Consider the following 22,930-nt stretch of genomic DNA (forward strand, 5'->3'; position numbering starts at 1 on the left):
TTGCAAAAAATCGATGCGGTCGTGGCGGGATAAGGTGGCGGCACGCTAGCATGCGCCATCACCTGAATTTCCCCGAAACCGGATTGGTCATGCTCCTTCCTTCACCGCTCCACTCACAACGATCGTTGCTGCTGACGTTGGTGATCCTTCTGGGGAGCGGCTTTCTGGCGACATCTTTGCTCAGCTATTACGCATCGCGAGACGCCATCCGCGACACCATCATCAACACTGAATTGCCGCTGACCTCGGACACCGTGTATTCAGAGATTCAAAAGGACCTGGTACGACCGGTTCTGATTTCTTCGATGATGGCCCGCGACACCTTCGTCCGGGACTGGGTGGTTGCAGGCGAGAAAGATCCGCAGCAGTTGACTCGTTATCTGAAAGAGGTGATGGACCACAACAGCGCCTACACCTCCTTTTTCGTGTCCAACAGCAGCCTGACCTACTACCAGGCCAAGGGCGTACTCAAAAAGATCAACCCGCAAGAGGCCCGTGACACCTGGTATTACCGAGTACGGGACATGGCCGAGCCTTACGAGATCAACGTCGACCCGGACCTGGCGAACAAGGACAACCTGACCTTCTTCATCAATTACAAGGTTTTCGACTACCACAACAACTTCATCGGTGCGACGGGAGTCGGCCTGACTGTGGACGCCGTGATCAAGCTGATAGACCGTTACGAACAGCGCTATCAGCGCAGCGTTTATTTTGTCGATGCGTTCGGCAGGCTCGTATTGACCGGTGCGCAAGGCGGGCCCCAAGGCGCCAAAATTGGTCAGAGCCTGCGCCAACTGCCTGACCTGAGCGACCTTCAGAGCAAGATGCCAAAGCCTCAAAGCGGCAATTACCAATACGATGTGCAAGGCGCCGGGCATTTTTTGAACGTGCGCTATATTCCCGAGCTGAACTGGTATCTGTTCGTCGATAAGCCTGAAGACGGCGCATTGAGCGATGTGCGTGAATCGCTGTACCTCAACCTGAGCATCTGTCTGGTGGTGATGCTGGTGGTGCTGTTTCTGTTGAACCGGGTGGTTCGCCGGTTTCAGATACGCATCGAAACGCAAGCGACACTGGACAGTCTGACCGGGCTGCCCAACCGCCGTGGCTTTGACGATATGGCCGTGCAAGCGATTCACGACGCACGTCGTGATCGAACGGCGTTATCGGCGCTGTTGCTCGATCTGGATCATTTCAAACGACTCAATGACACCCATGGGCATCTGGCGGGGGACGAAGTGTTGATCGGCTTCGCGGATGACGTGCGTCGCTGCCTGCGCGAAACTGACATCACCTGCCGCTGGGGCGGAGAGGAGTTCATCATTTTGCTCAAGGACACAGATAACACCGGTGCTCGACGCGTTGCGGAGAAGATTCGCTTACTCGCCGAGCAACATACTTACGTGTTTTCCGGCAAAGCCCTTCAAGTAACGGTCAGTCTAGGGCTGACTGAACTTCATCCCGACGACACGCTGCAAAGCCTCATCGCCCGCGCAGACCAGGCGCTGTATAGCGCAAAGCAAACCGGTCGGAATCGGGTGTGCACCGAGAAGGCGGTCCCTGCATGACAACGTCTTCTGGGAGTCTTGATACCTGCCCTGTGTGCGGTTTCAGTAACCGCTGCACGCTGGCTGACCCACGTACGGCCGACGCGCCGTGCTGGTGCTTTTCAGTGGAAATCGATCCCGCCGTACTCGCCAACTTGCCCGAAGCGTTGCGAAACAAAGCGTGTCTGTGCCCGAGGTGCGCGGGCCTGCAGCCCCCGGGGGACGATCCGATCACATGACGCGATCCTGCCTCTATGCGCCTTGACCGCTTTCTCAGCAATCTCCCCCGCTTTAGCCGCAAGGATGCGCGCCTTGCGCTGATCGCTGGCCGCGTGAAGGTTGATGGCCTGACAGTCCGCGACCCGCACCACGAGGTGCGCGAGTTCAGTTGCGTCCTGTTCGATGACGAGGCGCTGCAAGCGGGCAAGCCTTCGCGCTATTACATGCTGCATAAGCCGCCCGGTTGCGTCAGCGCCACCGTCGACCCGCAACACCCGACTGTGCTTGATCTGCTTGATGAGCCCGATAAGCATGAGCTGCACATTGCCGGACGGCTGGACTTCAACACCTCGGGCTTGATGCTCATTACCAACGACGGCCAGTGGTCGCGTCGTCTCACCCAACCCGCCACAAAGTTACCGAAGGTCTACCTCGTGGAAACCGAGCAGCCCATCGGTGAACACTACGTGCAGAAATTCGCGGATGGTTTCTACTTTGCGTTCGAAGACCTCACCACTCAGCCAGCGCAACTGGTGGTGCTCGACGCTCATCATGCACGGCTGAGCATCGTTGAAGGCCGCTACCATCAGGTCAAAAGGATGTTCGGTTATTTCGACAATAAAGTGCTGAACCTTCACCGTGAACGCATGGGACCGCTGGTGCTGGACTCCACGCTGGAGCCTGGGCAGTACCGGCCTCTGGATGCCGCCGAAATCCTGATGATCTGATCGCGGCAAGGAACTCGGTTGTCAGCGCCTGCAACAAGGCGGCCAATGGACCAGTCACTGTCATCCCGCCGCAGCGCTGAAACTTGCGCCAGGCAGAAATTATTGCTTCATTTAAAGCCCCGCTTCTGGTACAAAGTCAGCCGCTCCAAGGGCGACAAGCGGGTGTCGTATTGCATTACTCCAGCTTCCAAAGCTGATAACGAGTGTGCTCATTGGACAACCACGGTTGGTGCACCCTGAAGCGCGCGATGCGGGTATAGTTTAGTGGCAAAACGAAAGCTTCCCAAGCTTTAGTTGAGGGTTCGATTCCCTCTACCCGCTCCACCTCCCCCCAGTATTTCCGGGCATCTCAGCCCATTTCCACTCTTCTAAGTACCCTCATTACGTTACACCCAGACGACACACACGCCTATGCAGTACCCCCAGAGGTCTTGGCCCACAACGATTGGATAGCTGGGAACACGTCGCTCGTCACGCTGCCATGCAGAAAGAGATAGACTGGACCGAGTCTGCCACCTACTGTAAGACGTCTGCCATTGAAGAAATAATGTATTTACTCTTGACTAAATAGCCGTCGCTAGATGCGTGACTTTAAGTACTAAGTGAGCGCTCCGGCTTTTTTATACTTGAGCGGTACATTCATTCGGTTACGCACATACGCGTATGGCCAACTTGACTAGCGTTAAACCGCTCTTTACCAAAGGCATTCTTGTGTCGAAGATAATCACCTCAGCAACTGGTCTATTTGAAGAGACGGGCTCGCAAGGAACAATTTTCAGCACAGCCAAGGACAGGCTAGATTTTTACCGCCGCGAAATTCATTTCGAAACCACCAATCTCTCAAGCCGTACAAATGCATACTTGGCTTCGCAGTCATTCCTGGTGATTGCATACGCCTCAAGCATGGCGAACCTTAACGCCCAATGGGGTCTCTTGTTTACGATGGTAGTCCCAGTAATGTTGGCTCTCTTCGGGGCGTTAAGCTCGGGTATGGCGTGGCCCGGTATGAAAGCCTCGTGCGCCATCATTGATCACTGGCATTTCAAGCAGAGCGGCTTTTTGAGAAGCGACCCGCTCATCGGTCTCGCCTACGATGATTCGCCACTGTTTAGTAGCTGGGAGTCAACTGATAAAGGCCACAAACCGGCGTTGCGTTTCTCGAAGCAGACACCTTGGATGTTTTTCGTTTTCTGGATGTGCTTGGGTGGTTTTACAGTTTTTGTTCATATTACGCATCCGGCTTTGTGAGGGATCGCTGTGTAATCGCAGGCAGTTGACCACTTACCTGTATTCGATCCAGTCACACACTCAACTTGACCAGTGGGACCACATTGGTTTTTATACTCTGGTATCTCTAGTGAAAAATGGTTTAAATACTAAAAAATCAGCAACCGCTTAGCGCATCCCTTTCAGGCCTCGTGGCAAAGACTTGTGCTAGGCCGTTCGATTGACTCTCTGGGAAGAGTCGCTCGACAATCGTAAGTGGCTGGAAAAGTCACTGGAGTTACTCAGACGGACAAAAAAGCTAGGCCGGTCTGGCGTTTTGGAAAACGGTAGATGACATAAATAACCGACGAAGCAGGTTATCTTTAATCAAAAGACCCCAACAGGCTGTTTGTAGTAATTTCTTATCGGGGTTATTTTCTAAAAAAGGCATATTGTAGCTTTTTCTGAGCGTTGCCCACTAATTATAAAATATACATCTGGATGTTGAATATTATTTAGGCTCGTCTGTCTGTAAAAAATCTCAGCAAAGAAAGCTTTATGATGTCGACCCTCATTATTATAAACGCCGCGCGTGGTCATCAGACACCTCTATCTGGCGAGCATTCTCGCCTAAATGGGTGTCCGACTTCATTAGATCAATACAAACTAACAGTTTTCGATTATTTGCGACTCACCAGGCCCACGCCATACTATTTTTCGGTACGAGCCAATCAGCATCTTATTATCTCTTATGAATTCAAATACATCGGCAGGACACCAATCTGGACCAGCTGAAAAGCATACTCCCTCATCTCGCAATTTTTCAAAAAACATTATTTTAGAGCGTTGATTTGGGGTTGTTAAAGACATCATTTTCTTTTATTTATCTGGCGCCGGGACGAAACCTAACACCACGAGTAGTTCAATCACACTATCATCTATGACGCTCACTACAATTTCCGATAGCGCAGCCTCCACAACATAGGCCTTTGTAGTGTCTTTTATAGTATTCATTTCACAATCACCGTGGTAATAGTCTTAACATTCACAGAATCAATTGTCGGTATTGAATTGATAACCATCTCGGGGCTGCCCCCTGGAAGATGCTTGCCTGCGCCTAAGAAGTATTCATTTCCTTGCAGAGGGCTATGCGGAGACATTTTCCTAATACCGTCCACTTGGCGCACCTTGAATCCATTGGCCATGGAACCCGGCTGCAAGCCCATTGCCTGCTCCAGCTGAGCTGCTTGTGATCTAGTTATCACTGTGTCACCTCCTATATTCAGAGGTCCAGTTATGCTGGAAATCGCTTGTCTATCAGATATATAAGTACCGTTACGGCCAATTGTTGGGTATTCATCCCAGCCTATGGGGCTTACGTTGAGACCTTGATTGTTTTCCAGCATTGCAACTTGGCGTTTGCGTGCTCAGCCCGGTGCTTGCGCACCGGGCACCGCTGAGATATCCCAGTTTCTGTGCGAAAGGACTTCCCGACGTGCACAGGGTCTCCGACCGCGCGGCATCAGAGCATGACTGCCGTATAACGCCATGCTCCCTATTGCGTTCTGCTTCGCTTAACAGCATCGGCATCCCGGATTCCTGATTACGCGGCTCAATGGCTGGCCTCTCGGTTTCCCCTGTCAACGCTTCACCCCTGCACCTCACGGTGCAACATGCATGACTCGGGGTCTGGTTGATTCGCCATTTCTTACCAGTATCGAACTTTCATCGACTATCCTCCGCCCGCTTTAACTGCCGCATTAAGCGGGTGCCTATCACTGCTTGCCACCAGCGACGTTTATGCCAGTGAGATTGTTTAATCTAGCCGTCAGAGCTTTTTGCTCATAAAAACACGGCTCGCACCTTCTGGGTCACAGGCTATTTCCCCAAAACGTATCCACCCGTTCTTTTCGTAAAAACCAGGCGCCTGAAAACTAATGGTGTAAAGCACGGCCGAGCGACACCCCCGGCTACGCGCCTCATCCTCGAACGCTTTCAGTACTTTCGTCCCTAATCCCGATCCACGGAGGGCGTCTGGAAGATGAAAAAGATCGAGAAACGCCAGCCCTAGAGACGACCTTCCGATAATTCCTCCCAAGGCCTCTTTCGTATTCGGGTCTCTGACAATCACTGTCAGTGGACTGCGATCATTTGAACCAGTGATCTGATCATTGAATGCATTCAAACCGACACTAATTGCTTCCTCAAGCTCGGGATTTGGCTCGTTACCAACCTCGATGAGATTCGTTTTCATGATTTTTCCAGCCTTCCTTGTTTCAAGGCATAAGCCTCTGACGAGCCCATCTTGAGTGAATTAGGAACACATCCAGCTATGAGGCAGCAAATCGGCGATATCACTCGCACTCTGAGCGTCGTGCGCCTGAATCCTTTGCCCCATAGCTGCTTGCGCCGATTGACCTATCAAGAACCGCGAGTTGAAGTAGCGCAGTGAGTTACAGATCATCGGGCGGATTTAGCTCGCCTTTTCAGTCTCGTGCATAAACTGCCCCAGCTCCTTGCTATAAAACTTCGCCATGCTCGTGGTGCCGTGGCCACGGGTGTCTTCACTGGCGGGGATAAGTAATAGCCGTGCGTGCTTGAGTTCTTTCATCGACGCCTCCAGCCGTCCGGTTTCCGGTGGGTTGCGCTCATCGTCCGCCGAATTGATGACCAGCACCGGAGCTTGAATTTTTTTCAGACCGGGGGCTGCGTTGAAGTCGGCGGAAGATTGCCATTGGTAGATGAAGTCATTGGCGTCGGCGGTTTGTGTAGCGCTGAGGCGCTCATCCACTAGTTTGTCGGCCTGGGCGCGGGTCGGGGCAGCCGTCTGATAAGCGAGGGTACCGCCACTGGTACCGACGCTGAACATCGCGTTGGCCAAGCGCAGGGACGGCGGCTGCGCGCTGTAGTTACCGTTGTTCCAGGCCGGGTCTTGCTTGACCGACTCCACCAGCAAGCGGCGCATCATCCAGTTGCGGGATGACATTTCGGTGGGTTGGGACGCCATGGGCACCAGTGCGTCCATCATCTGCGGCCAGGTCTGGCCCCACATCCAGGTTTGCATGCCGCCCATGGAGTTGCCGATGATCAGCCTAAGGTGCTTGACCCCCAGGCCTTCAGTGACCAACCGATACTGGGCTTGAACCAAGTCGTTGTAGTTGTACTCCGGAAACCGAGTGCGCAAGCCGTCCGATGGTTTGCTGGACTGGCCCACGCCAATGCCATCGGTGGAGATGATGTAGTACTTGCTTGCATCCAGCGGTTGGTCTGGGCCGAACAGCTCCCCGGCAAAATCCTTGCTCAGCACATCGCTGCCTGGCCGGTAGGTGCCGTGCAAGTAAAGGATGGCGGGGTTCTTGGGATTGCCAAGGGTGATGTAGTGCAGTTTGAGGTTGGCGAGTTTTTCACCGGTATGGAAGGTGAACTGCGGGGCGATCCAGTCGCCCTCGGTCGTGGCGGGTAACGGCGCGGCGCTGACGGCGGAGCCGAGGAAGGCTAGAGAAAACAACAACCCGATCGCGGGACGTGAAATGAATCTATGCATGTGTATGTCCTATTGTTTTTATTTTAGTAGCCCTGCGCACCAGTACCTGCAGGAGATTGATCACTTAACGCGCCTTCCGGTCGCTGGCCCTTGTGTCGGGGCCACCGTGGCGCAACGCTGCTGGGTTTACATAGGGGGGATCTTCGTTCCCATCCTGTTTTGTACTTTGGTCAGGGGGTCACGGGTGTTGGAGAGATAATCCTCCAATGATCAAATCATGTTAAGTTAATTTTTTTCTAACATTATTTAACATCGTGGCGCCGGTGCGTCTTGAAAAACAGGATTGGAAAAACATTGAGCTCGGGCTTTGACAAGAGAGCATTGGAGGGGTCTGGATCATTATCGTCACCTCCAGCCAGGACGCCAAAGTGGCGGCTCACCAAAGGATCTCAAGGGGCGATAGTTCATATGGGCTGAAGATTGCGCACAAGGTCAGGCGGGGCTAGCGTTGCACCTCAACTTCCAATACTGCCTATCCGAGCAGCGTATTTGAACGCCGTCGATGGACACCACTACAACAACCGCCCTTGCCAACTGGCATCATTGACCGGACGACCTGGCGAGTTACCCTCGAAAATTCAAAAAGCCGGTATTCAGTGTTATCGCTACGGCAATCAGCTCCCCGTGAACAGCAACTTTACGCCAGCAGCGCCAAAGACCATCGCCAATGATCCTTCGATACAGCGACGAGCTTTACGGTATCCCCGAATCATGGGCGCAGTAGAGAAGACGATGGCGTAACCGCAGAAGATCGTAATGCTGAGCAAGGTGCATCCGGCGAGTATCACTGCAACTGTCAATGAGGATGCGCCTGGCCCCAACCCGAGACTCATCGTGGCCACCCATCCCAACAACGCTTTGGGGTTTGTGAGATGCATTAGCAAGCCACGCTGGAAGAGTCTGAACCCTGAGGTGCCGGGAACTGCGGCCAATTGCGTCGCAGTTTTCTCATCAGTCGTGAGGGCGGATCTGCCTGCTTTGATCGCCAGATAAAGCAGGTAGATTCCACCCAAAACCTTGAGGACTACCAGCGCTTGCGCATACTGCGTCAACACCGCCGAAACGCCCGTTGCCGCTAACGTCCCCCACAACAACGACCCGCTTATTACACCTGCCGCAAGCATGAGTGCCGAGCGCCTGCCTTGGTGCATCGCGACGCCCATTATTCGCATGTTACTGGGCCCAGGACTTGCGGCTCCAATGATGTAGGCAGTGAATACCAACAGCAGGTTATTTAAGTCGACCACAGGCTTCTCACTTACCTATCCTCACCTGGGACGATTCTATCCCAATCAACCTGGTATCAACGCTTAATGCCTGGCAGGTGTTAGCCCGTTTGATTTTGAGGAAATTCCCGTCAACGATGACGTGAATCATCCCTCAGATCGTGTGGGCAAAGCCGGTCGCGAGATTCTAGGTATCTTGAGGTTTTTGCCAGCAGCGGCTGTCTGAGGTCGCCTCAACCGGCTGATTCAGCATAAAAAAACCGGCCTCTTCAGAGCCGGTTTTTTTGTGCGTCGGGTGTGAGCGAATTACCGCTCAGTCATCACCGATGCTTGCGCTTGTGCTTCTTGCCTTTGGAGCTGTGGCCATCGTCATTGCCCAGGTTATTGCCGACCGCGCCGCCTGCCGCGCCACCCAGGCCTGCGCCGATGGTTGAACCGGTGGAACCGCCGAGCTGGTTACCGATCAACGAGCCACCGGCCGAGCCGATGCCGCCGCCCAGCGCGGCTTCCACACGATTGCCTTTCTTCGCGCCGACCGCACCGCCTGCCGCGCCGCCGACACCAGCGCCCACTGCAGCGCCGGTGCTGCCGCCCATTTGCTGGCCGATCACGTTACCAAGCGCCCCGCCCAGGCCGCCACCTACTGCTGCCGTGCCATCGCCCGCTGCGAATACGGTCTGAGACATCACAAGGGTCAGGCCCAAAACGGAAAGAGTGCTGCGCATGATGAGTTTCTCTGTGGAGGATGATGGCATTGTGGATGCATACGTGAAGCTGGGCAATCGACGTATCGGTAAACAAGGGGTCTTTCAGACAGCCGTCATGTCCGGCAATACAGCAACCCTCCGCACAGTCAAGCAACGCACTAGGCTCCAGATACCTCACGCCAACCTTCATGGTGCAAGCACCCTGATCGCAACACCTGGTAAATGCACTTTTTTTGGTACACTCGATGCCTGATACGATCCCAACGGTTTTGCGAGTCAAATTTTTCCGGTCCGAGAATGGAAATGAGCCTGTCCGAAACTGGCTCAGTGAGCTGTCAAAGGCATCGCGTAAAGAAATAGGAACCGACGTGAAGACTGTTCAGTTTGGCTGGCCGCTGGGAATGCCAGTGGTACGCAAGCTTGAAAACGGGTTATGGGAAGTGCGGACCCATCTTATCGGGACGATTGCCCGGATAATCTTCACCGTCAAGGGCGGTGAAATGGTCTTGCTGCATGGCTTCATAAAGAAATCGCAAAAGACTCCGGCCGCCGACTTACAGGTGGCAAGACATCGCAAATCCAGTTTAGGAGACGCTCAATGAGCACACATATAGGCTCTGACTTCGACGAGTTTCTAGACGAGCAAGGCATTGCCGAGGAGGTCTCTGCGACCGCTTTGAAACGCGTGATTGCTTGGCAAATAGCGGAATTGATGAAGGCCCAGAGCCTCACCAAAAAAACACTCGCCGAGCGCATGCACACCAGCAGAACGGCAGTGGATCGAGCACTGGATCAAAACGATCCCGGGATGACACTGGCGACACTCGCCAGCGCGGCGCGAGCGTTGGGCCAGCGCGTTGAAATCAGGCTAGTTCCTGAGCCAGGTCTAACGACTTCAATCTGACACGAACACCTCATCCCACCATCACCCCACAGCTGTGAAGCGAAACCACTTGTTCGATTTAATTTGAACCGGGCAACGCCATGGCCGGTCGTTGACATTGTTGGCCGAGGTTCCTATAAGTCCTCTCCGTTCTGGCGTGCCCGGCCACGGCGCCCTTAAAACCGATAGCGAAGCGAGACAATGGAATTCACGGATTTTGACGCAGCCCTTGGCGACTGGAACGATGTGCAGGCCACCACGCCGTGTTCCGGGCTGTTGCTGGGCAACGGCGCCAGTCTGGCCGTTTGGAAAAACTTTTCCTACGACTCGCTGTTCGAGCTGGCGCAAACCACGCGCAACAAGCCGCTAAGCCCGACCGAGCTTGCGCTGTTCAAAGCGATGGAGACTCAGAATTTCGAGCCTGTATTGAGCGCCCTCAAGACGTCTATCCGGGTAAACGCCGCACTGACAATCAGTTCGTCCTCACCGCGCAATCGTTACTTTGCGATCAAGGAAGCGTTGATCCACGGTGTGCGCTCGGTGCATATCCCTTGGCGGCTGATGGAGCAACATACGTTGCTCGCCATCAGTCAGGCACTCAGCCAATACGGCACGGTGTATTCCACCAACTACGACTTGATCACCTATTGGGCTGCGATGCACGGGCAAGCGCCGTTCGATGACCTTTTCAGCGAAGACGCCACGTTCAACCTGCACGCCAACCAGGCCAGCGGCACACGCTTGCTGTACCTGCACGGTGGAATGCACTTGGTGAAGAACTTCGATGGCAGCGCTCGCAAATTGCTGTCATCGGAAAGCACCCTGCTGGGCAGTTTTGCAGTCAATGCGCTGGATGACGTGCCGCTGTTCGTCTGCGAAGGCAGCGCGCAGGAAAAGCTCAAAGTGATTCGAGGCTCTGACTACCTGTCGTTTTGCAATGCGCAACTGGCCCGCCACGAGGGTGCGCTGTGCATCTTCGGGCATGCGCTGGGCAAACAGGATCGGCATATCGTCGAGGCGGTACGTGAGGCTAAACCTGCCACGATCGCCCTCTCGATTCTGCCGCGCAGCGACGCGTTCATTCAGCATCAAAAGCGCCACTACAGCGCGCTGTTTGCCGAGTCAGGATCGGAACTGAAGTTTTTCAACGCCAAGACACACCCGCTGGGCAATGCCGATTTTCTGGTTCCGGTGGACAGTTTGAAGGTCTGAGGGAAAACAACTTTCTCGGCACCGCTTCAAATCTACCCACCGGCAATCAATCACTCGTTACCTTGTGCCAAAGCCCCCACACCAACCGCCCCGCCCTGCGTCTTTTTATTGACGCTGGAGGCGACCGGTTCGAGCGAATAACGCACGCTGCTCAACGCCGCCAATCGGTCGCTGCTGGTGGTTTTGATGACGCTGTTGCTCCATTGCGCTGCCGCGATGGCCAGCCAGGCGAACAGGAACACGACGACCGCTTGCAACGCCCACTTTCCGATATCTGACATGACGCTTCTCCTGGCTGAATGCTCTTACGCAAATTTGACCATCAAACGATTGCAGTCAGGTTGCATTCAAGTTTCGAACCAATGTCGAGGCGGCGCGGGTGAAACTTCACGCCCCAGGCAAAAGCGGCTTCGGACAAGAAGTACGAGGGACAATTCCAGGCGCTGTTGGCCGTGACGTTGAAGGGGGTCGTCGCCGACACCATGGGAGTTTGTAGGCGCGAGCTCATTGGCGTGGCGGCGCATCGGATTCAACCCATGCCGCCGTCTCGCCCACACGTTGGCTCTACAGATTGATCAGATCAGCGCGTCGGCTTTGAGCAGCGTTTCCAGGCACTGTTCCTGAATCCCGTAGAAGGTTTTCAGTTCCTGAATCTTTGCCAGCAGCTCTGTAGGGTCTGACGGGGTTGCGCGCTTGACCGCCAGAATCATCTTGTTCTTATTGGTGTGCTCCAGCGAAATGAACTCGAAAACCTTGGTCTCGTAACCACAGGCCTCAAGTAGCAGTGCGCGCAAGGCATCGGTGACCATTTCCGCCTGCTGCCCCATGTGCAAACCGTATTGCAGCATCGGCCGCAGCAGCGTCGGGCTCTGGATCTGCAAGCGGATCTGTTTGTGGCAGCATGGCGAACACATGATGATCGACGCACCCGAGCGAATCCCCGTGTGAATGGCGTAATCGGTGGCAATGTCACATGCGTGCAGGGCGATCATCACGTCCAGCTCGCTCGGCGCTACCGAGCGCACGTCGCCATGCTTGAACACCAGCCCCGGATGCTCCAGGCGCGAGGCGGCGTTGTTGCACAGCGTGACCATGTCCTCGCGCAACTCAACACCCGTGACCTGCCCGTCGGCTTGCAGCGTATTGCGCAAGTAGTCGTGGATCGCGAAGGTCAGATAGCCTTTGCCGGAGCCGAAATCGGCCACGGTAATCGTCTGATCGAGCTTGATGGGCGACGTCGTCAAGGCGTGGGAAAACACCTCGATGAACTTGTTGATCTGCTTCCACTTGCGAGACATGGCCGGGATCAGCTCATGCTGTTTATTGGTCACGCCCAGATCCATCAGGAACGGCCGGGTCAGCTCCAGGTAACGCTTTTTCTCGCGATCATGTTCGGCAGAAGGCGCTTCACGCTGTTGTTGAGCCTTGTTACGGAACAGCGTGCTTTTGCCCTTCTTGCTGAATTCCAGCTGCACCTCATCGGTGAGCGACAGCAAATGAGCGTTCTTGAATGAATCAGGCAACAGCTCAGCAATGAGCGCCTGCGCTTCGTCGAGCGGGTGATTCTTGGTGATGTCACGCGTTTTATAGCGGTAGACGAAAGAGAGGCAGGGCTGATCCTTGACGGTCAAAGGCTTGATGATCACCCGTTGCAGATCAGCTTCGGCTCCGACGTATTTGGCCAGAACCAGCTTGATCAGCGAATTTTGCGTCAGGCAGGTGTCGAGCAGGCTCAGAAACTGAGCGCGGTGATCCGGCGCAGAAGCGGCGTTGGGTGCAGTGACGGACATCGGGTGAAGCCTCAAGGAGCAGAAAATGCGAGGCCGGTATTTTAGGCGCGATGCGCGCCGCAGGTGGATTTAATTGTGGCCCGGCGGTCATCCGCAGATCGGAAACCGCCGCCATGCATCACTGCAAAACGATCAACCGGTTGGGCAGCTCATTGCGTCCTTGTGTGACCGGCACATGCTCGCTGAGCACTTCGCCGCAGGCCTGAATGCAACCAAGAAACCCTTCCAGCGTCTGGCCATCACGCACCCGCTGGGTGAACTCATCGACCATCGCCCGCCACACACTGTCGTCCACCCGGTGAGAAATGCCGTGATCCACCAGGATTTCGACATAACGCTCAGCCTCGCTGACGAAGATCAGGATTCCGGTGCCGCCTGCTGTCCTGTGCAGGTTTTGCTCCAGAAACTGCCGCCGCGCCAGGTTACCCGCGCGCCAGTGCCGAACGCGCATGGGCACCAGACGGCTGGTTATCGCTGGCAGCCAGCCGATCAGAGCGACCACGATAAACGTGGCGATTTGCGCCATCAGCAGCTCGTTGGCGTCCAGCCAGCCGAAATACAGGTTGCTCAGCCCGGGCACCAGCAATGCAACCACTCCCGCCCAGATCAGCGGCGCGTATGCGTAGTCATCGGCGGACGCAGCAAGCACCGTCACCAGCTCCGCGTCGGTGCCTCGTTCGACGTGATCAATCGCTTGAGCGACCTGTCGTTGTTCTTCTTCATTAAGTAGCGACATGCTGTGCACATTCCTGTTGAGCGATCAATTACCAACTGCCAGACGCGCCACCGCCACCAAAACTGCCACCGCCCCCACTAAAACCTCCACCACCCGAACCGCCACCGCCGCCGCGCGAGCCAAGCCCGCCCAGACCGCCAAGTGCACCGGCGCCAAGGTAACCGGCGCCACCGGAGCGTCCACGCCCGCCGCGCAGATTAATAAAGATGAAGATCAGCAACAGCACCAGAAACGCCAGGCTCTCGAACAGGGAGCTGGAGGATTCGGTGTTGCCCGTCGCGCCGGCTGCTGGCTCGGCAAGCGGATCGCCGCCCAACACCTGCACGATGGCCTCTGTGCCTTGAGTGATCCCGCCGACAAAGTCGCCTTTCTTGAACGCTGGCGTAATGACCTGGTTGATGATCACCGAAGACTGCGCGTCAGTCAGGCGACCTTCCAGGCCGTAACCCACTTCGATCCGCACCTTGCGATCATCGCGCGCCACGATCAACAGCGCGCCGTTGTCTTTGTCTTTCTGGCCGATGCCCCAGTGACGGCCGAGTTGATAGCCGTAGTCTTCGATGCTGGTGCCTTGCAGATTCGGGACCGTGACCACCACCACTTGCTCAGTGGTCAACTGCTGATGGGCACGCAGCATTTGCGACAGACGCTCGGTACTTGGGGCATCAAGCATGCCGGCGGTATCGACCACCTGCCCGGTCAGCGCCGGAAAACTGAGGGCTGCGTGCGCGGGCAACGTAACCAGCACGGCGCATACGCACAACGAGGCAACCTGCAAGGCCCGCCGCAGCGCGCGCATCAGAATTTCACTTGCGGGGCTTTATCCGCATCCGCAGAAGTAGCCTCGAAATTCGGGCGGATAGGCAAATCGCTGTACATCACGGTGTGCCACAGGCGGCCCGGGAAGGTACGGATTTCAGTGTTGTAGCGCTCGACGGAGGCGATGAAATCCCGACGCGAAACGGCGATACGGTTTTCGGTGCCTTCAAGCTGAGATTGCAGGGCAAGGAAGTTCTGGTTGGACTTGAGGTCCGGATAGCGCTCCGACACCACCATCAAACGGCTCAAGGCACCGCTCAACTGGCCTTGTGCATCCTGAAACTGCTTGAGCTTTGCCGGGTCGTTCAGGGTGTTGGCATCGACCTGAATCGAAGTGGCCTTGGCCCGCGCTTCAATCACCGCGGTCAACGTGTCCTGCTCCTGTTTGGCGTAGCCTTTTACCGTTTCCACCAGATTGGGGATCAGGTCGGCACGGCGCTGGTACTGGTTCTGCACCTGCGCCCAGGCAGCCTTCACTTGCTCGTCGTAGGTCGGAATGTTGTTGATTCCGCAACCGGCCAGAAACGTGCTCAACACCATCAAGAGCATCAGTGACAATTTGTAACGATGACCTCGAAAGTGCTCGTGGTGTTGGATTTGCATGGCCTTGATGCTCCCTAGAAATGATGGATATGTCTTCCGGTCAGATATGACTTTAGCCAAATCAGGCGATCCCCGGCATAATCTTCCCCAACGCGCTGTCAGGTGCTGGATTGCTGAAAGGCAATCAGATAAAACTTGCTGCGCTACAGATACTCATCGGCATCAAAGAGTTCAGCGAACACATCGCACTGATCACAATAAAAGCCGAAGTTTTGAATCCCCGAACATAATGGCTGCACGGTATTCCACGCGAGTTGCCGAGCAACGCCTTGAGAAAACATTCATGAATAAGCTGTGTTTATTGGGTCTTGTGGTTGGTCTGGTCAGTCAGTCTGCGCTTGCCGCCAACGCTGACGGCAACAATGCTTCTACCTTACAGGCCAAGAATGCCTTCATTTCCAAGCTCATGCAGCAGATGACACTCGATGAAAAAATCGGTCAGCTGCGTCTCATCAGCATCGGCCCGGAAATGCCCAAGTCAGAAATTCTCAAGGAAATCGCCGCTGGCCGGATAGGCGGTACATTCAACTCGGTGGTTCTGCCCGATAACCGCGCCATGCAGGACGCGGCCGTCGCTCACAGCCGCATGAAGATCCCGATGTTCTTCGCCTTCGACGTCGTGCACGGCCACCGCACCATATTCCCGATCAGCCTCGGGCTCGCAGCGAGCTGGGACATGGACGCGATCACCCAGACCGGCCGCACTTCTGCAATCGAAGCCTCGGCCGACGGTCTGGACATGACCTTCGCACCGATGGTCGACATCACCCGCGATGCACGCTGGGGCCGCAGCTCCGAAGGTTTCGGCGAGGACACGTATCTGGTGTCGCGCATCTCCAGCACCATCACCCGGGCCTTTCAGGGCAACAACACAAAAGCGCCTGACAGCATCATGGCGGCGGTCAAGCACTTCGCGCTTTACGGCGCCGTTGAAGGCGGCCGCGATTACAACACGGTGGACATGAGCCCGGTGCGCATGCGTCAGGACTATCTGCCGCCGTATCGCGCCTCCATTGATGCCGGTGCGGGCGCCGTCATGATTGCCTTGAACTCGATCAACGGCGTGCCCTCCACCGCCAACGCCTGGCTGCTCCAGGACGTGCTGCGCAAGGAGTGGGGCTTCAAAGGCGTCACCGTCAGCGACCACGGCGCCATCAAGGAGCTGATCGACCACGGCGTCGCCAAAGACTTCCGTGAAGCGGCAAAGCTTGCGATCAAGGCGGGCGTCGACCTGAGCATGAACGACAAGGCCTACGGCGAAGAGCTGCCGGGTCTGGTGAAAAGCGGTGAAGTGTCGATCAAGGAAGTCGACAACGCTGTGCGCGAAGTACTCGGCGCGAAGTGGGAAATGGGCCTGTTCGCCAGCCCGTTCCTGCGCATTGGTTCGGCTGCGAACGACCCGGCCGACCGCAACGATGAGAGCCGTCTGCACCGCGAAGCCGCCCGCGACGTGGCGCGCAAAAGTATCGTGCTGCTCAAGAACGACAACCACACCCTGCCACTCAAGAAGCAAGGCACCATCGCCGTTATCGGTCCGCTGGCCAAAAGCTCGATGGATATGATGGGCAGCTGGTCAGCAGCGGGTCTGGCGCGACAAACCGTCAGCGCCTACGACGGTCTGGCCAATGCGGTCGGTGACAAGGCGAAACTGGTGTTCGCACTGGGCGCCAACGTCACCGACAACCAGCACGCCATCACCTACCTGAATAAAATGGACGATCAGATCACCGTCGATCCACGTCCTGCTCAGGAAATCATCGATGAAGCAGTGAAAGTCGCTCAGCAGGCTGACGTGATCGTTGCCGTGGTCGGCGAATCCCGCAACATGTCCCACGAAGCCGCCAGCCGCGTGGACATTGTCATCCCGGGTCGTCAGCGTGATTTGATCAGGGCCCTCAAGGCCACCGGCAAACCGCTGGTGCTGGTGCTGATGAACGGGCGTCCTCTGGCGCTCAATGAAGAAAACCAGTTGGCCGATGCAATGGTCGAGAGCTGGTTCCTGGGAACTGAGGGCGGTAATGCACTGGCAGACGTGCTGTTCGGCGACTACAACCCGTCGGGCAAACTGGCCATGACCTTCCCGCGTTCGGTGGGCCAGATCCCCGCCTACTACAATCACCTGAACACCGGTCGTCCTTATCGCCCGAACGAGTCCAACTACACGTCGAACTACTTTGAAGAGCCCACAGGCCCGCTGTTCTCCTTTGGGTATGGCTTGAGTTACACCGACTTCAGCGTGTCGGACATCACCCTGTCGAACACCAGCATGACCCGCAAGGACAAGCTGACCGCCAGCGTTACCGTCAAAAATACGGGCAAAGTCGCGGGAGCCACTGTGGTTCAGCTCTACTTGCGTGATATCGCCGCATCGTTGAGCCGTCCGGTCAAGGAGCTGAAGAACTTCGAGAAGGTCATGCTCGAACCCGGCGAAGAAAAGGTCGTGACCTTTACGCTGCGCGAAGAAGACCTGAAGTTCTTCAACCCGTCGCTGAAATACGCGGCAGAGGCCGGCGAATTCAAGGTGATGATCGGGCTGGACTCGGTGGACGTGAAAGAGGCCAGCTTCAATCTGCTGTAAGCGCCCACTGGTCTTAACCGGCGCTTACGAGCTGCGCGACACTGCGATGCGCTACATCCCGGACACCATCCCGGACATCACCATCGCAGTCTCGCCACCTCGGCGTTGCATCTAAAGCTCCTTCATAAAAAGGCTCGCCCCCATGCCCCGCACCGCCCGTCTCCTCCTCTGCGCAGCCCTCATCCTCGCGGGGGCGGTGCTGGCGGCGACGCTGGCGATGCATCAAGCCCGAACCCATGCCCTTGAAGACGATGCCAGTCGTGCTCAGGACCAACTGTCTCTTTACGCCAATACGCTGCAAACCTTGATTGAACGCTATCGCGCCCTGCCCGCCGTGCTGGCGCTGGACCCGCAATTGCGCGAGGCGCTGAGCGGTCCGGTGAGCGCCGAGGCAACGCAAGCGCTCAACGTCAAACTCGAGCACATAAACGGCGCTGCGCAGTCTTCAACGCTGGAGCTGCTCGATCAGACAGGCCTTGCGGTGGGCGCCAGCAACTGGCGCTTGCCGAGCAGTTATGTCGGCCACAATTACGGGTTTCGGCCTTACTTCCAGCAGACGCGGGCACAGGGCACCGGCCGTTTTTATGCCGTCGGCGTCACCAGCGGCATTCCCGGTTACTTTCTGTCCAACGCGGTACTCGATGAAAACGGACGCTTCCTTGGCGCAATGGTGGTCAAGCTGGAGTTTCCCGACCTCGAGCACAACTGGGCGCAAGGCGATGATCTTTTGCTTGTCAGCGACGCCAAAGGCATCGTGTTCATCGCCAATCAGCCGGGCTGGCGCTACCGGGCCTTGCACGCGCTGTCCAGCCAGGACCAGGCGGAACTGACCGCCACCCGCCAGTACGACAAACAACCTTTAATGCCCCTCCAGCGACAGCCGTTGCACATCTTCAGCGAGACCAGCCAGTTGAGCCGTGTACAGGCGCCGGATGGCAGTGTCGATTACCTCTGGCAGTCGCTACCGCTGCCCCACGAAGGCTGGACCCTGCACCTGTTGCGCAAACCGCAAGTGGCGCCGGAGGACATCCGCAATGCTGCACTGGCCGCAGCCGGCGTATGGCTGACACTGGTGTTTCTGGGGTTGTTTCTCTATCAGCGCTGGCGTTTGGCGCGGTTACGTCAGCGCAGCCGTGATGAACTCGAGCAACTGGTGGAAGTGCGCACGCGAGACCTGCGCACGGCACAGGATGGGCTGGTGCAATCAACCAAGCTGGCGGCGCTCGGGCAGATGTCTGCCGCATTGGCTCACGAAATCAATCAACCGCTGACCGCGCAGCGCATGCAGTTGGCGACGCTGCGGTTGCTGCTCGATCACGGCCGCGTGGACGACGCCTATAACGCCCTGACGCTGCTCGATCAACAGCTCACGCGCATGGCGGCGCTCACAGGTCACCTGAAAACTTTCGCGCGCAAAAGCCCTGGCGGCCTGCGCGAGCGCCTTGATCTGGCATCGGTAGTCGATCAGGCGCTGTTGTTGCTCGATGCCCGTTTGCGAGACGAACGGGTCAGCTGTGTGCTCAACCTCACGCGGCCAGCCTGGGTACGCGGCGACGCGATTCGCCTGGAACAAGTGCTGATCAATCTGTTGCGCAACGCGCTGGATGCCATGGGCGATAAACGACTCAAACGTCTGGAAATCCGTATCGATCAAGAAGAAGACAACTGGCGCCTTAGCGTAGGTGACAGTGGTGGCGGCATCGACGAGGCGCATCTGGCGAACATCTTCGATCCCTTCTTCACCACCAAACCGGTGGGCGACGGCTTGGGGCTCGGGCTGGCGGTGTCCTATGCAATCGTTCACGAGCTGGGCGGACGCTTGAGTGCGAGCAATCATTGCGTGGGCGACGAAGGGCGCGGCGCAGTGTTTTTCTTTTGCCTACCCAACGCGTTGGAGAATGAGCCTGCATGCTGAACTCGGTGATTGTGGTTGACGATGAAGCCCCCATTCGCGAAGCGGTCGAGCAATGGCTGACGCTGTCTGGCTTCAGCGTTCAGGTTTACAGCCGTGCGCAGGACTGTCTTGAGAATCTGCCGGAGCACTTTCCAGGTGTCGTCCTCAGCGACGTGCGCATGCCGGATATGAACGGGCTGGCGCTGTTGTCGCATTTGCAATCGCTGGATGCCGATCTGCCAGTGATTTTGCTGACAGGGCATGGCGATGTGCCGATGGCCGTCGACGCGATGCGTGACGGCGCTTATGACTTTCTGGAAAAACCGTTTACCCCTCAAACCTTGCTCAGCAGCTTGCGCCGTGCGCTTGAGAAGCGCTCGCTGGTGCTGGAAAACCGCCGACTGCATGAGCGCGCCGACGCCAGGACCCGACTGGACGCCACGCTGATCGGTCAGTCTGCGGGGATGCAGACCCTGCGCCGCCAGGTGCTTGATCTGGCGACTTTGCCGGTCAACGTGGTGATACGCGGGGAAACCGGGAGCGGCAAGGAACTGGTCGCACGCTGCCTGCATGACTTTGGACCGCGAGCGGGCAAACCCTTCGTGGCGCTCAATTGCGCGGCGATCCCGGAGCAGTTGTTCGAGGCCGAGTTGTTCGGTCACGAAACGGGAGCATTCACGGGCGCTCAAGGCAAGCGCATCGGCAAGCTCGAATACGCTGACGGCGGTACGCTGTTTCTGGATGAAATCGAAAGCATGCCGCTGGCGCAGCAGGTCAAGCTGTTGCGAGTGATTCAGGACCGACGCCTGGAACGTCTGGGCTCCAACCAAAGCATCACGGTTGACCTGAGAATCATTGCGGCCACCAAACCGGACCTGTTGGAGGAAGCCCGCGCCGGACGCTTTCGCGAGGATCTGGCATACCGTCTGAACGTCGCGGAGCTGCGTTTGCCGCCGTTGCGTGAGCGGCGCGAAGACGTCCCGTCATTGTTCAGTCACTTCGCCCAGGTTGCAGCGCAACGCCTGGGCCGCAGCACGCCGGTGCTGGACGGTGCGCAACTGAGTCACCTCCTTAGCCACGACTGGCCGGGCAACGTACGTGAACTGGCCAACGCCGCCGAACGACACGTGCTGGGCCTGGACGCACCGCACGCGATTGAAGCTCAGGCGGGTCAGTCCCTCGCCGCACAACAGGAAGCGTTTGAGGCCCACTGCCTGCGCTCGGCGCTGGCGCGTCACAAAGGCGATATCAAGGCCGTGCTCAACGAGCTGCAACTGCCCCGCCGCACGCTGAACGAGAAAATGCAGCGTCACGGCTTGCTGCGCGAAACCTTTGTCGACTGACCTTGCTCAGCATGACCGCCCGGTTTTCACTGAGCGATCGGCGGTTTTCCGCTTACGCCTTGCGCCGTCACCAGCGGAATTCCGCTCATAAATTCAGCTAACCCCCCTCTAGAGCCACGTTTTCCCGCTGGCACAGCTCCTGCTATCAAGATCATTAGAGCGCCCCGGTGCGTTCCTTCTAAAAACAATGAAAAGCAGGCATCTCATGGATACTCCCAACACTCTGTCGAAAGGGTCGGCTGCTGCGCCGACCGCTGAAAAAACCACCAAAAGCCGTCTGAAATCGATTTTCAGCGGCTCTGTCGGCAACATGGTCGAGTGGTACGACTGGTACGTTTACGCCGCCTTCTCCCTCTACTTCGCCAAAGTCTTCTTCCCCAAAGGCGACACCACCGCACAACTGCTCAACACCGCCGCCATTTTTGCCGTTGGCTTCCTGATGCGTCCCATCGGCGGCTGGCTGATGGGCCTGTATGCGGATCGCAAAGGTCGCAAGGCCGCCCTGATGGCCTCGGTGCTATTGATGTGTTTCGGCTCGCTGATCATCGCCCTCACCCCAGGTTACGAAACCATCGGCGTGGGCGCCCCGATCCTTCTGGTGTTCGCCCGCTTGCTGCAGGGCCTGTCCGTAGGCGGCGAATACGGCACGTCCGCCACCTACCTCAGCGAGATGGCAACCAAAGAGCGTCGCGGCTTCTTCTCCAGCTTTCAGTACGTGACGCTGATTTCCGGTCAGCTCATCGCGCTGGCTGTGCTGATCGTGCTGCAACAAACACTGACCACTGAACAACTGACGTCGTGGGGCTGGCGTATTCCGTTTGGTATCGGCGCATTATGCGCTGTGGTCGCGCTGTTCCTGCGCCGCGGCATGGAAGAAACCGAGTCATTCACCCGCAAAAAGGACAAGCCAAAAGAAAGCCTGATGCGCACGCTGATGCGTCATCCCAAAGAGCTGATGACGGTGGTTGGCCTGACGATGGGCGGCACACTGGCTTTCTACACCTACACCACGTATATGCAGAAATACCTGGTGAACACGGTTGGCATGAGCATCACGGACTCCACCAGTATTTCAGCGGCGACGCTGTTTCTGTTCATGCTCTTGCAACCTGTCGTAGGTGCGCTCTCTGACAAAATCGGTCGGCGCCCGATCCTGATCGCATTCGGCGTGCTCGGCACCTTGTGCACTGTGCCGATCCTGACCACGCTGCACACCGTGCAAAGCTGGTGGGGCGCATTTTTCCTGATCATGGCGGCGTTGATCATCGTCAGTGGTTACACTTCGATCAACGCAGTGGTGAAAGCCGAATTGTTCCCAACCGAGATCCGCGCCCTTGGCGTCGGCCTGCCGTACGCATTGACGGTGTCGATCTTTGGCGGGACCGCTGAATACATCGCGCTGTGGTTCAAAAGCATCGGCATGGAGACCGGGTATTACTGGTATGTCACCGCCTGTATTGCCTGCTCGCTGCTGGTTTACGTATTCATGAAGGACACCCGCAAGCATTCGCGGATCGAAACCGACTGACCGAAAACCACCCTCCCGCCAGCAAAAACCAGGGCAGCCCACTCACGTGCGCTGCCCTTTTTGCGCGTCGGCGCACCCGCGGATGGAAGGTAAGTGCCTGAATTGATATAAGGGGCAAGGCAGTATGTGACCGAAATTCTGACGGTGAATGACAATCTTGGCATGCCGTTATCCATATTCGCGATCTACGCCCTGCATGATGGGGGTATCGATCGACGGCGCCAGTAGTTGCAATGGGAAGGTGTTATAGAACGCTTACGTTGCTGCCGCATGAGTGGGCGCCCGTTCAACTACGCAAGGTGTGTAGGGTAGACGCTTACCGTGCTTACTCATTGAGTGTCGTTAAGTTTTCAGTGCACGAATA

General features: G+C 56.7%; 22 protein-coding genes and 1 tRNA gene. 13 read left to right on the forward strand and 10 right to left on the reverse strand.

Annotated features, from left to right (window positions below):
• Positions 1–89 precede the first annotated feature (89 nt).
• The 5 genes from OYW20_RS20165 (at position 90) to OYW20_RS20185 (ending at position 3,745) form a co-directional block, all read left to right on the forward strand.
• Positions 90–1,571, forward strand: coding sequence for a sensor domain-containing diguanylate cyclase (locus OYW20_RS20165; protein ID WP_268797680.1), 1,482 nt, complete (start codon positions 90–92; stop codon positions 1,569–1,571).
• The gene (locus tag OYW20_RS20170) at positions 1,568–1,789 is read left to right on the forward strand and encodes a cysteine-rich CWC family protein (protein WP_268797681.1); all 222 of its coding nucleotides are present in this window, start codon (positions 1,568–1,570) and stop codon (positions 1,787–1,789) included. The genes OYW20_RS20165 and OYW20_RS20170 overlap by 4 nt, the downstream gene beginning before the upstream one ends.
• Before the next feature lie 15 nt (positions 1,790–1,804).
• On the forward strand, positions 1,805–2,497 hold the full coding sequence (locus OYW20_RS20175) for a pseudouridine synthase (RefSeq protein WP_268797682.1): 693 nt from the start codon (positions 1,805–1,807) through the stop codon (positions 2,495–2,497).
• A 250-nt stretch (positions 2,498–2,747) separates the two neighbouring features.
• Positions 2,748–2,821: transfer RNA gene (locus tag OYW20_RS20180), tRNA-Gly, on the forward strand.
• A 339-nt stretch (positions 2,822–3,160) separates the two neighbouring features.
• Entirely contained in the window at positions 3,161–3,745 is a 585-nt protein-coding gene (locus OYW20_RS20185) for a hypothetical protein (protein WP_268797683.1), read from the forward strand.
• Between the two features lie 968 nt (positions 3,746–4,713).
• On the opposite strand, the gene OYW20_RS20190 is transcribed toward OYW20_RS20185, so the two are convergent.
• The 5 genes from OYW20_RS20190 to OYW20_RS20210 all read right to left on the reverse strand — a co-directional run bounded on the left by OYW20_RS20190 (position 4,714) and on the right by OYW20_RS20210 (position 9,198).
• A complete protein-coding gene (locus OYW20_RS20190) occupies positions 4,714–5,109 on the reverse strand; it encodes a hypothetical protein (RefSeq protein WP_268797684.1) in 396 nt (131 codons plus the stop codon).
• Positions 5,110–5,531: 422 nt separating this feature from the next.
• On the reverse strand, positions 5,532–5,957 hold the full coding sequence (locus OYW20_RS20195; protein WP_268797685.1) for a GNAT family N-acetyltransferase: 426 nt from the start codon (positions 5,955–5,957) through the stop codon (positions 5,532–5,534).
• Positions 5,958–6,176: 219 nt separating this feature from the next.
• Complete coding sequence (locus OYW20_RS20200; protein WP_268797686.1) at positions 6,177–7,247, reverse strand: alpha/beta fold hydrolase; 1,071 nt, start codon at positions 7,245–7,247, stop codon at positions 6,177–6,179.
• Between the two features lie 614 nt (positions 7,248–7,861).
• Complete coding sequence (locus OYW20_RS20205) at positions 7,862–8,494, reverse strand: LysE family translocator (protein WP_268797687.1); 633 nt, start codon at positions 8,492–8,494, stop codon at positions 7,862–7,864.
• A gap of 299 nt (positions 8,495–8,793) precedes the next feature.
• A complete protein-coding gene (locus OYW20_RS20210) occupies positions 8,794–9,198 on the reverse strand; it encodes a glycine zipper domain-containing protein (RefSeq protein WP_268797688.1) in 405 nt (134 codons plus the stop codon).
• Between OYW20_RS20210 and OYW20_RS20215 the strand changes: the two genes are divergently transcribed.
• The 4 genes from OYW20_RS20215 to OYW20_RS20230 all read left to right on the forward strand — a co-directional run bounded on the left by OYW20_RS20215 (position 9,197) and on the right by OYW20_RS20230 (position 11,275).
• Positions 9,197–9,433: a hypothetical protein gene (locus tag OYW20_RS20215; protein ID WP_268797689.1), complete on the forward strand. Its 237-nt coding sequence runs from the start codon at positions 9,197–9,199 to the stop codon at positions 9,431–9,433. The two genes, OYW20_RS20210 and OYW20_RS20215, sit on opposite strands and share 2 nt — an antisense overlap.
• Positions 9,426–9,782, forward strand: coding sequence for a type II toxin-antitoxin system RelE/ParE family toxin (locus OYW20_RS20220; protein WP_268797690.1), 357 nt, complete (start codon positions 9,426–9,428; stop codon positions 9,780–9,782). The genes OYW20_RS20215 and OYW20_RS20220 overlap by 8 nt, the downstream gene beginning before the upstream one ends.
• Positions 9,779–10,084: an XRE family transcriptional regulator gene (locus OYW20_RS20225; RefSeq protein WP_268797691.1), complete on the forward strand. Its 306-nt coding sequence runs from the start codon at positions 9,779–9,781 to the stop codon at positions 10,082–10,084. Before OYW20_RS20220 ends, OYW20_RS20225 begins: the two co-directional genes overlap by 4 nt.
• A 180-nt stretch (positions 10,085–10,264) precedes the next feature.
• Positions 10,265–11,275, forward strand: a complete 1,011-nt coding sequence (locus tag OYW20_RS20230) for a DUF4917 family protein (RefSeq protein ID WP_268797692.1) — start codon at positions 10,265–10,267, stop codon at positions 11,273–11,275.
• A gap of 50 nt (positions 11,276–11,325) precedes the next feature.
• Here the strand turns inward: OYW20_RS20230 and OYW20_RS20235 are convergent, their stop codons facing one another.
• The 5 genes from OYW20_RS20235 to OYW20_RS20255 form a co-directional block, all read right to left on the reverse strand.
• Positions 11,326–11,556, reverse strand: a complete 231-nt coding sequence (locus OYW20_RS20235) for a hypothetical protein (RefSeq protein ID WP_268797693.1) — start codon at positions 11,554–11,556, stop codon at positions 11,326–11,328.
• 294 nt (positions 11,557–11,850) lie between these two features.
• Entirely contained in the window at positions 11,851–13,065 is a 1,215-nt protein-coding gene (locus tag OYW20_RS20240) for a class I SAM-dependent methyltransferase (protein ID WP_268797694.1), read from the reverse strand.
• Positions 13,066–13,183: 118 nt separating this feature from the next.
• Positions 13,184–13,801 carry a TPM domain-containing protein gene (locus tag OYW20_RS20245; RefSeq protein ID WP_268797695.1) on the reverse strand — a complete coding sequence of 206 codons (618 nt, stop codon included), beginning with the start codon at positions 13,799–13,801 and terminating at the stop codon, positions 13,184–13,186.
• A gap of 28 nt (positions 13,802–13,829) precedes the next feature.
• Positions 13,830–14,600: a TPM domain-containing protein gene (locus OYW20_RS20250; protein ID WP_268797696.1), complete on the reverse strand. Its 771-nt coding sequence runs from the start codon at positions 14,598–14,600 to the stop codon at positions 13,830–13,832.
• Positions 14,600–15,169, reverse strand: coding sequence for a LemA family protein (locus OYW20_RS20255; protein ID WP_408005527.1), 570 nt, complete (start codon positions 15,167–15,169; stop codon positions 14,600–14,602). The genes OYW20_RS20250 and OYW20_RS20255 overlap by 1 nt, the downstream gene beginning before the upstream one ends.
• Before the next feature lie 337 nt (positions 15,170–15,506).
• Here OYW20_RS20255 and bglX point away from each other — a divergent pair, with 337 nt between their 5' ends.
• The 4 genes from bglX to OYW20_RS20275 all read left to right on the forward strand — a co-directional run bounded on the left by bglX (position 15,507) and on the right by OYW20_RS20275 (position 22,566).
• On the forward strand, positions 15,507–17,801 hold the full coding sequence (gene bglX, locus OYW20_RS20260; protein WP_268797698.1) for a beta-glucosidase BglX: 2,295 nt from the start codon (positions 15,507–15,509) through the stop codon (positions 17,799–17,801).
• A gap of 142 nt (positions 17,802–17,943) precedes the next feature.
• Positions 17,944–19,716, forward strand: coding sequence for an ATP-binding protein (locus tag OYW20_RS20265; protein WP_268797699.1), 1,773 nt, complete (start codon positions 17,944–17,946; stop codon positions 19,714–19,716).
• Complete coding sequence (locus OYW20_RS20270; RefSeq protein WP_268797700.1) at positions 19,710–21,038, forward strand: sigma-54-dependent transcriptional regulator; 1,329 nt, start codon at positions 19,710–19,712, stop codon at positions 21,036–21,038. The genes OYW20_RS20265 and OYW20_RS20270 overlap by 7 nt, the downstream gene beginning before the upstream one ends.
• A 205-nt stretch (positions 21,039–21,243) precedes the next feature.
• A complete protein-coding gene (locus tag OYW20_RS20275; RefSeq protein WP_268797701.1) occupies positions 21,244–22,566 on the forward strand; it encodes an MFS transporter in 1,323 nt (440 codons plus the stop codon).
• The last annotated feature ends 364 nt before the right edge of the window (positions 22,567–22,930 follow it).

This window comes from Pseudomonas sp. BSw22131, from assembly GCF_026810445.1.
GTDB lineage: Bacteria > Pseudomonadota > Gammaproteobacteria > Pseudomonadales > Pseudomonadaceae > Aquipseudomonas > Aquipseudomonas huanghezhanensis.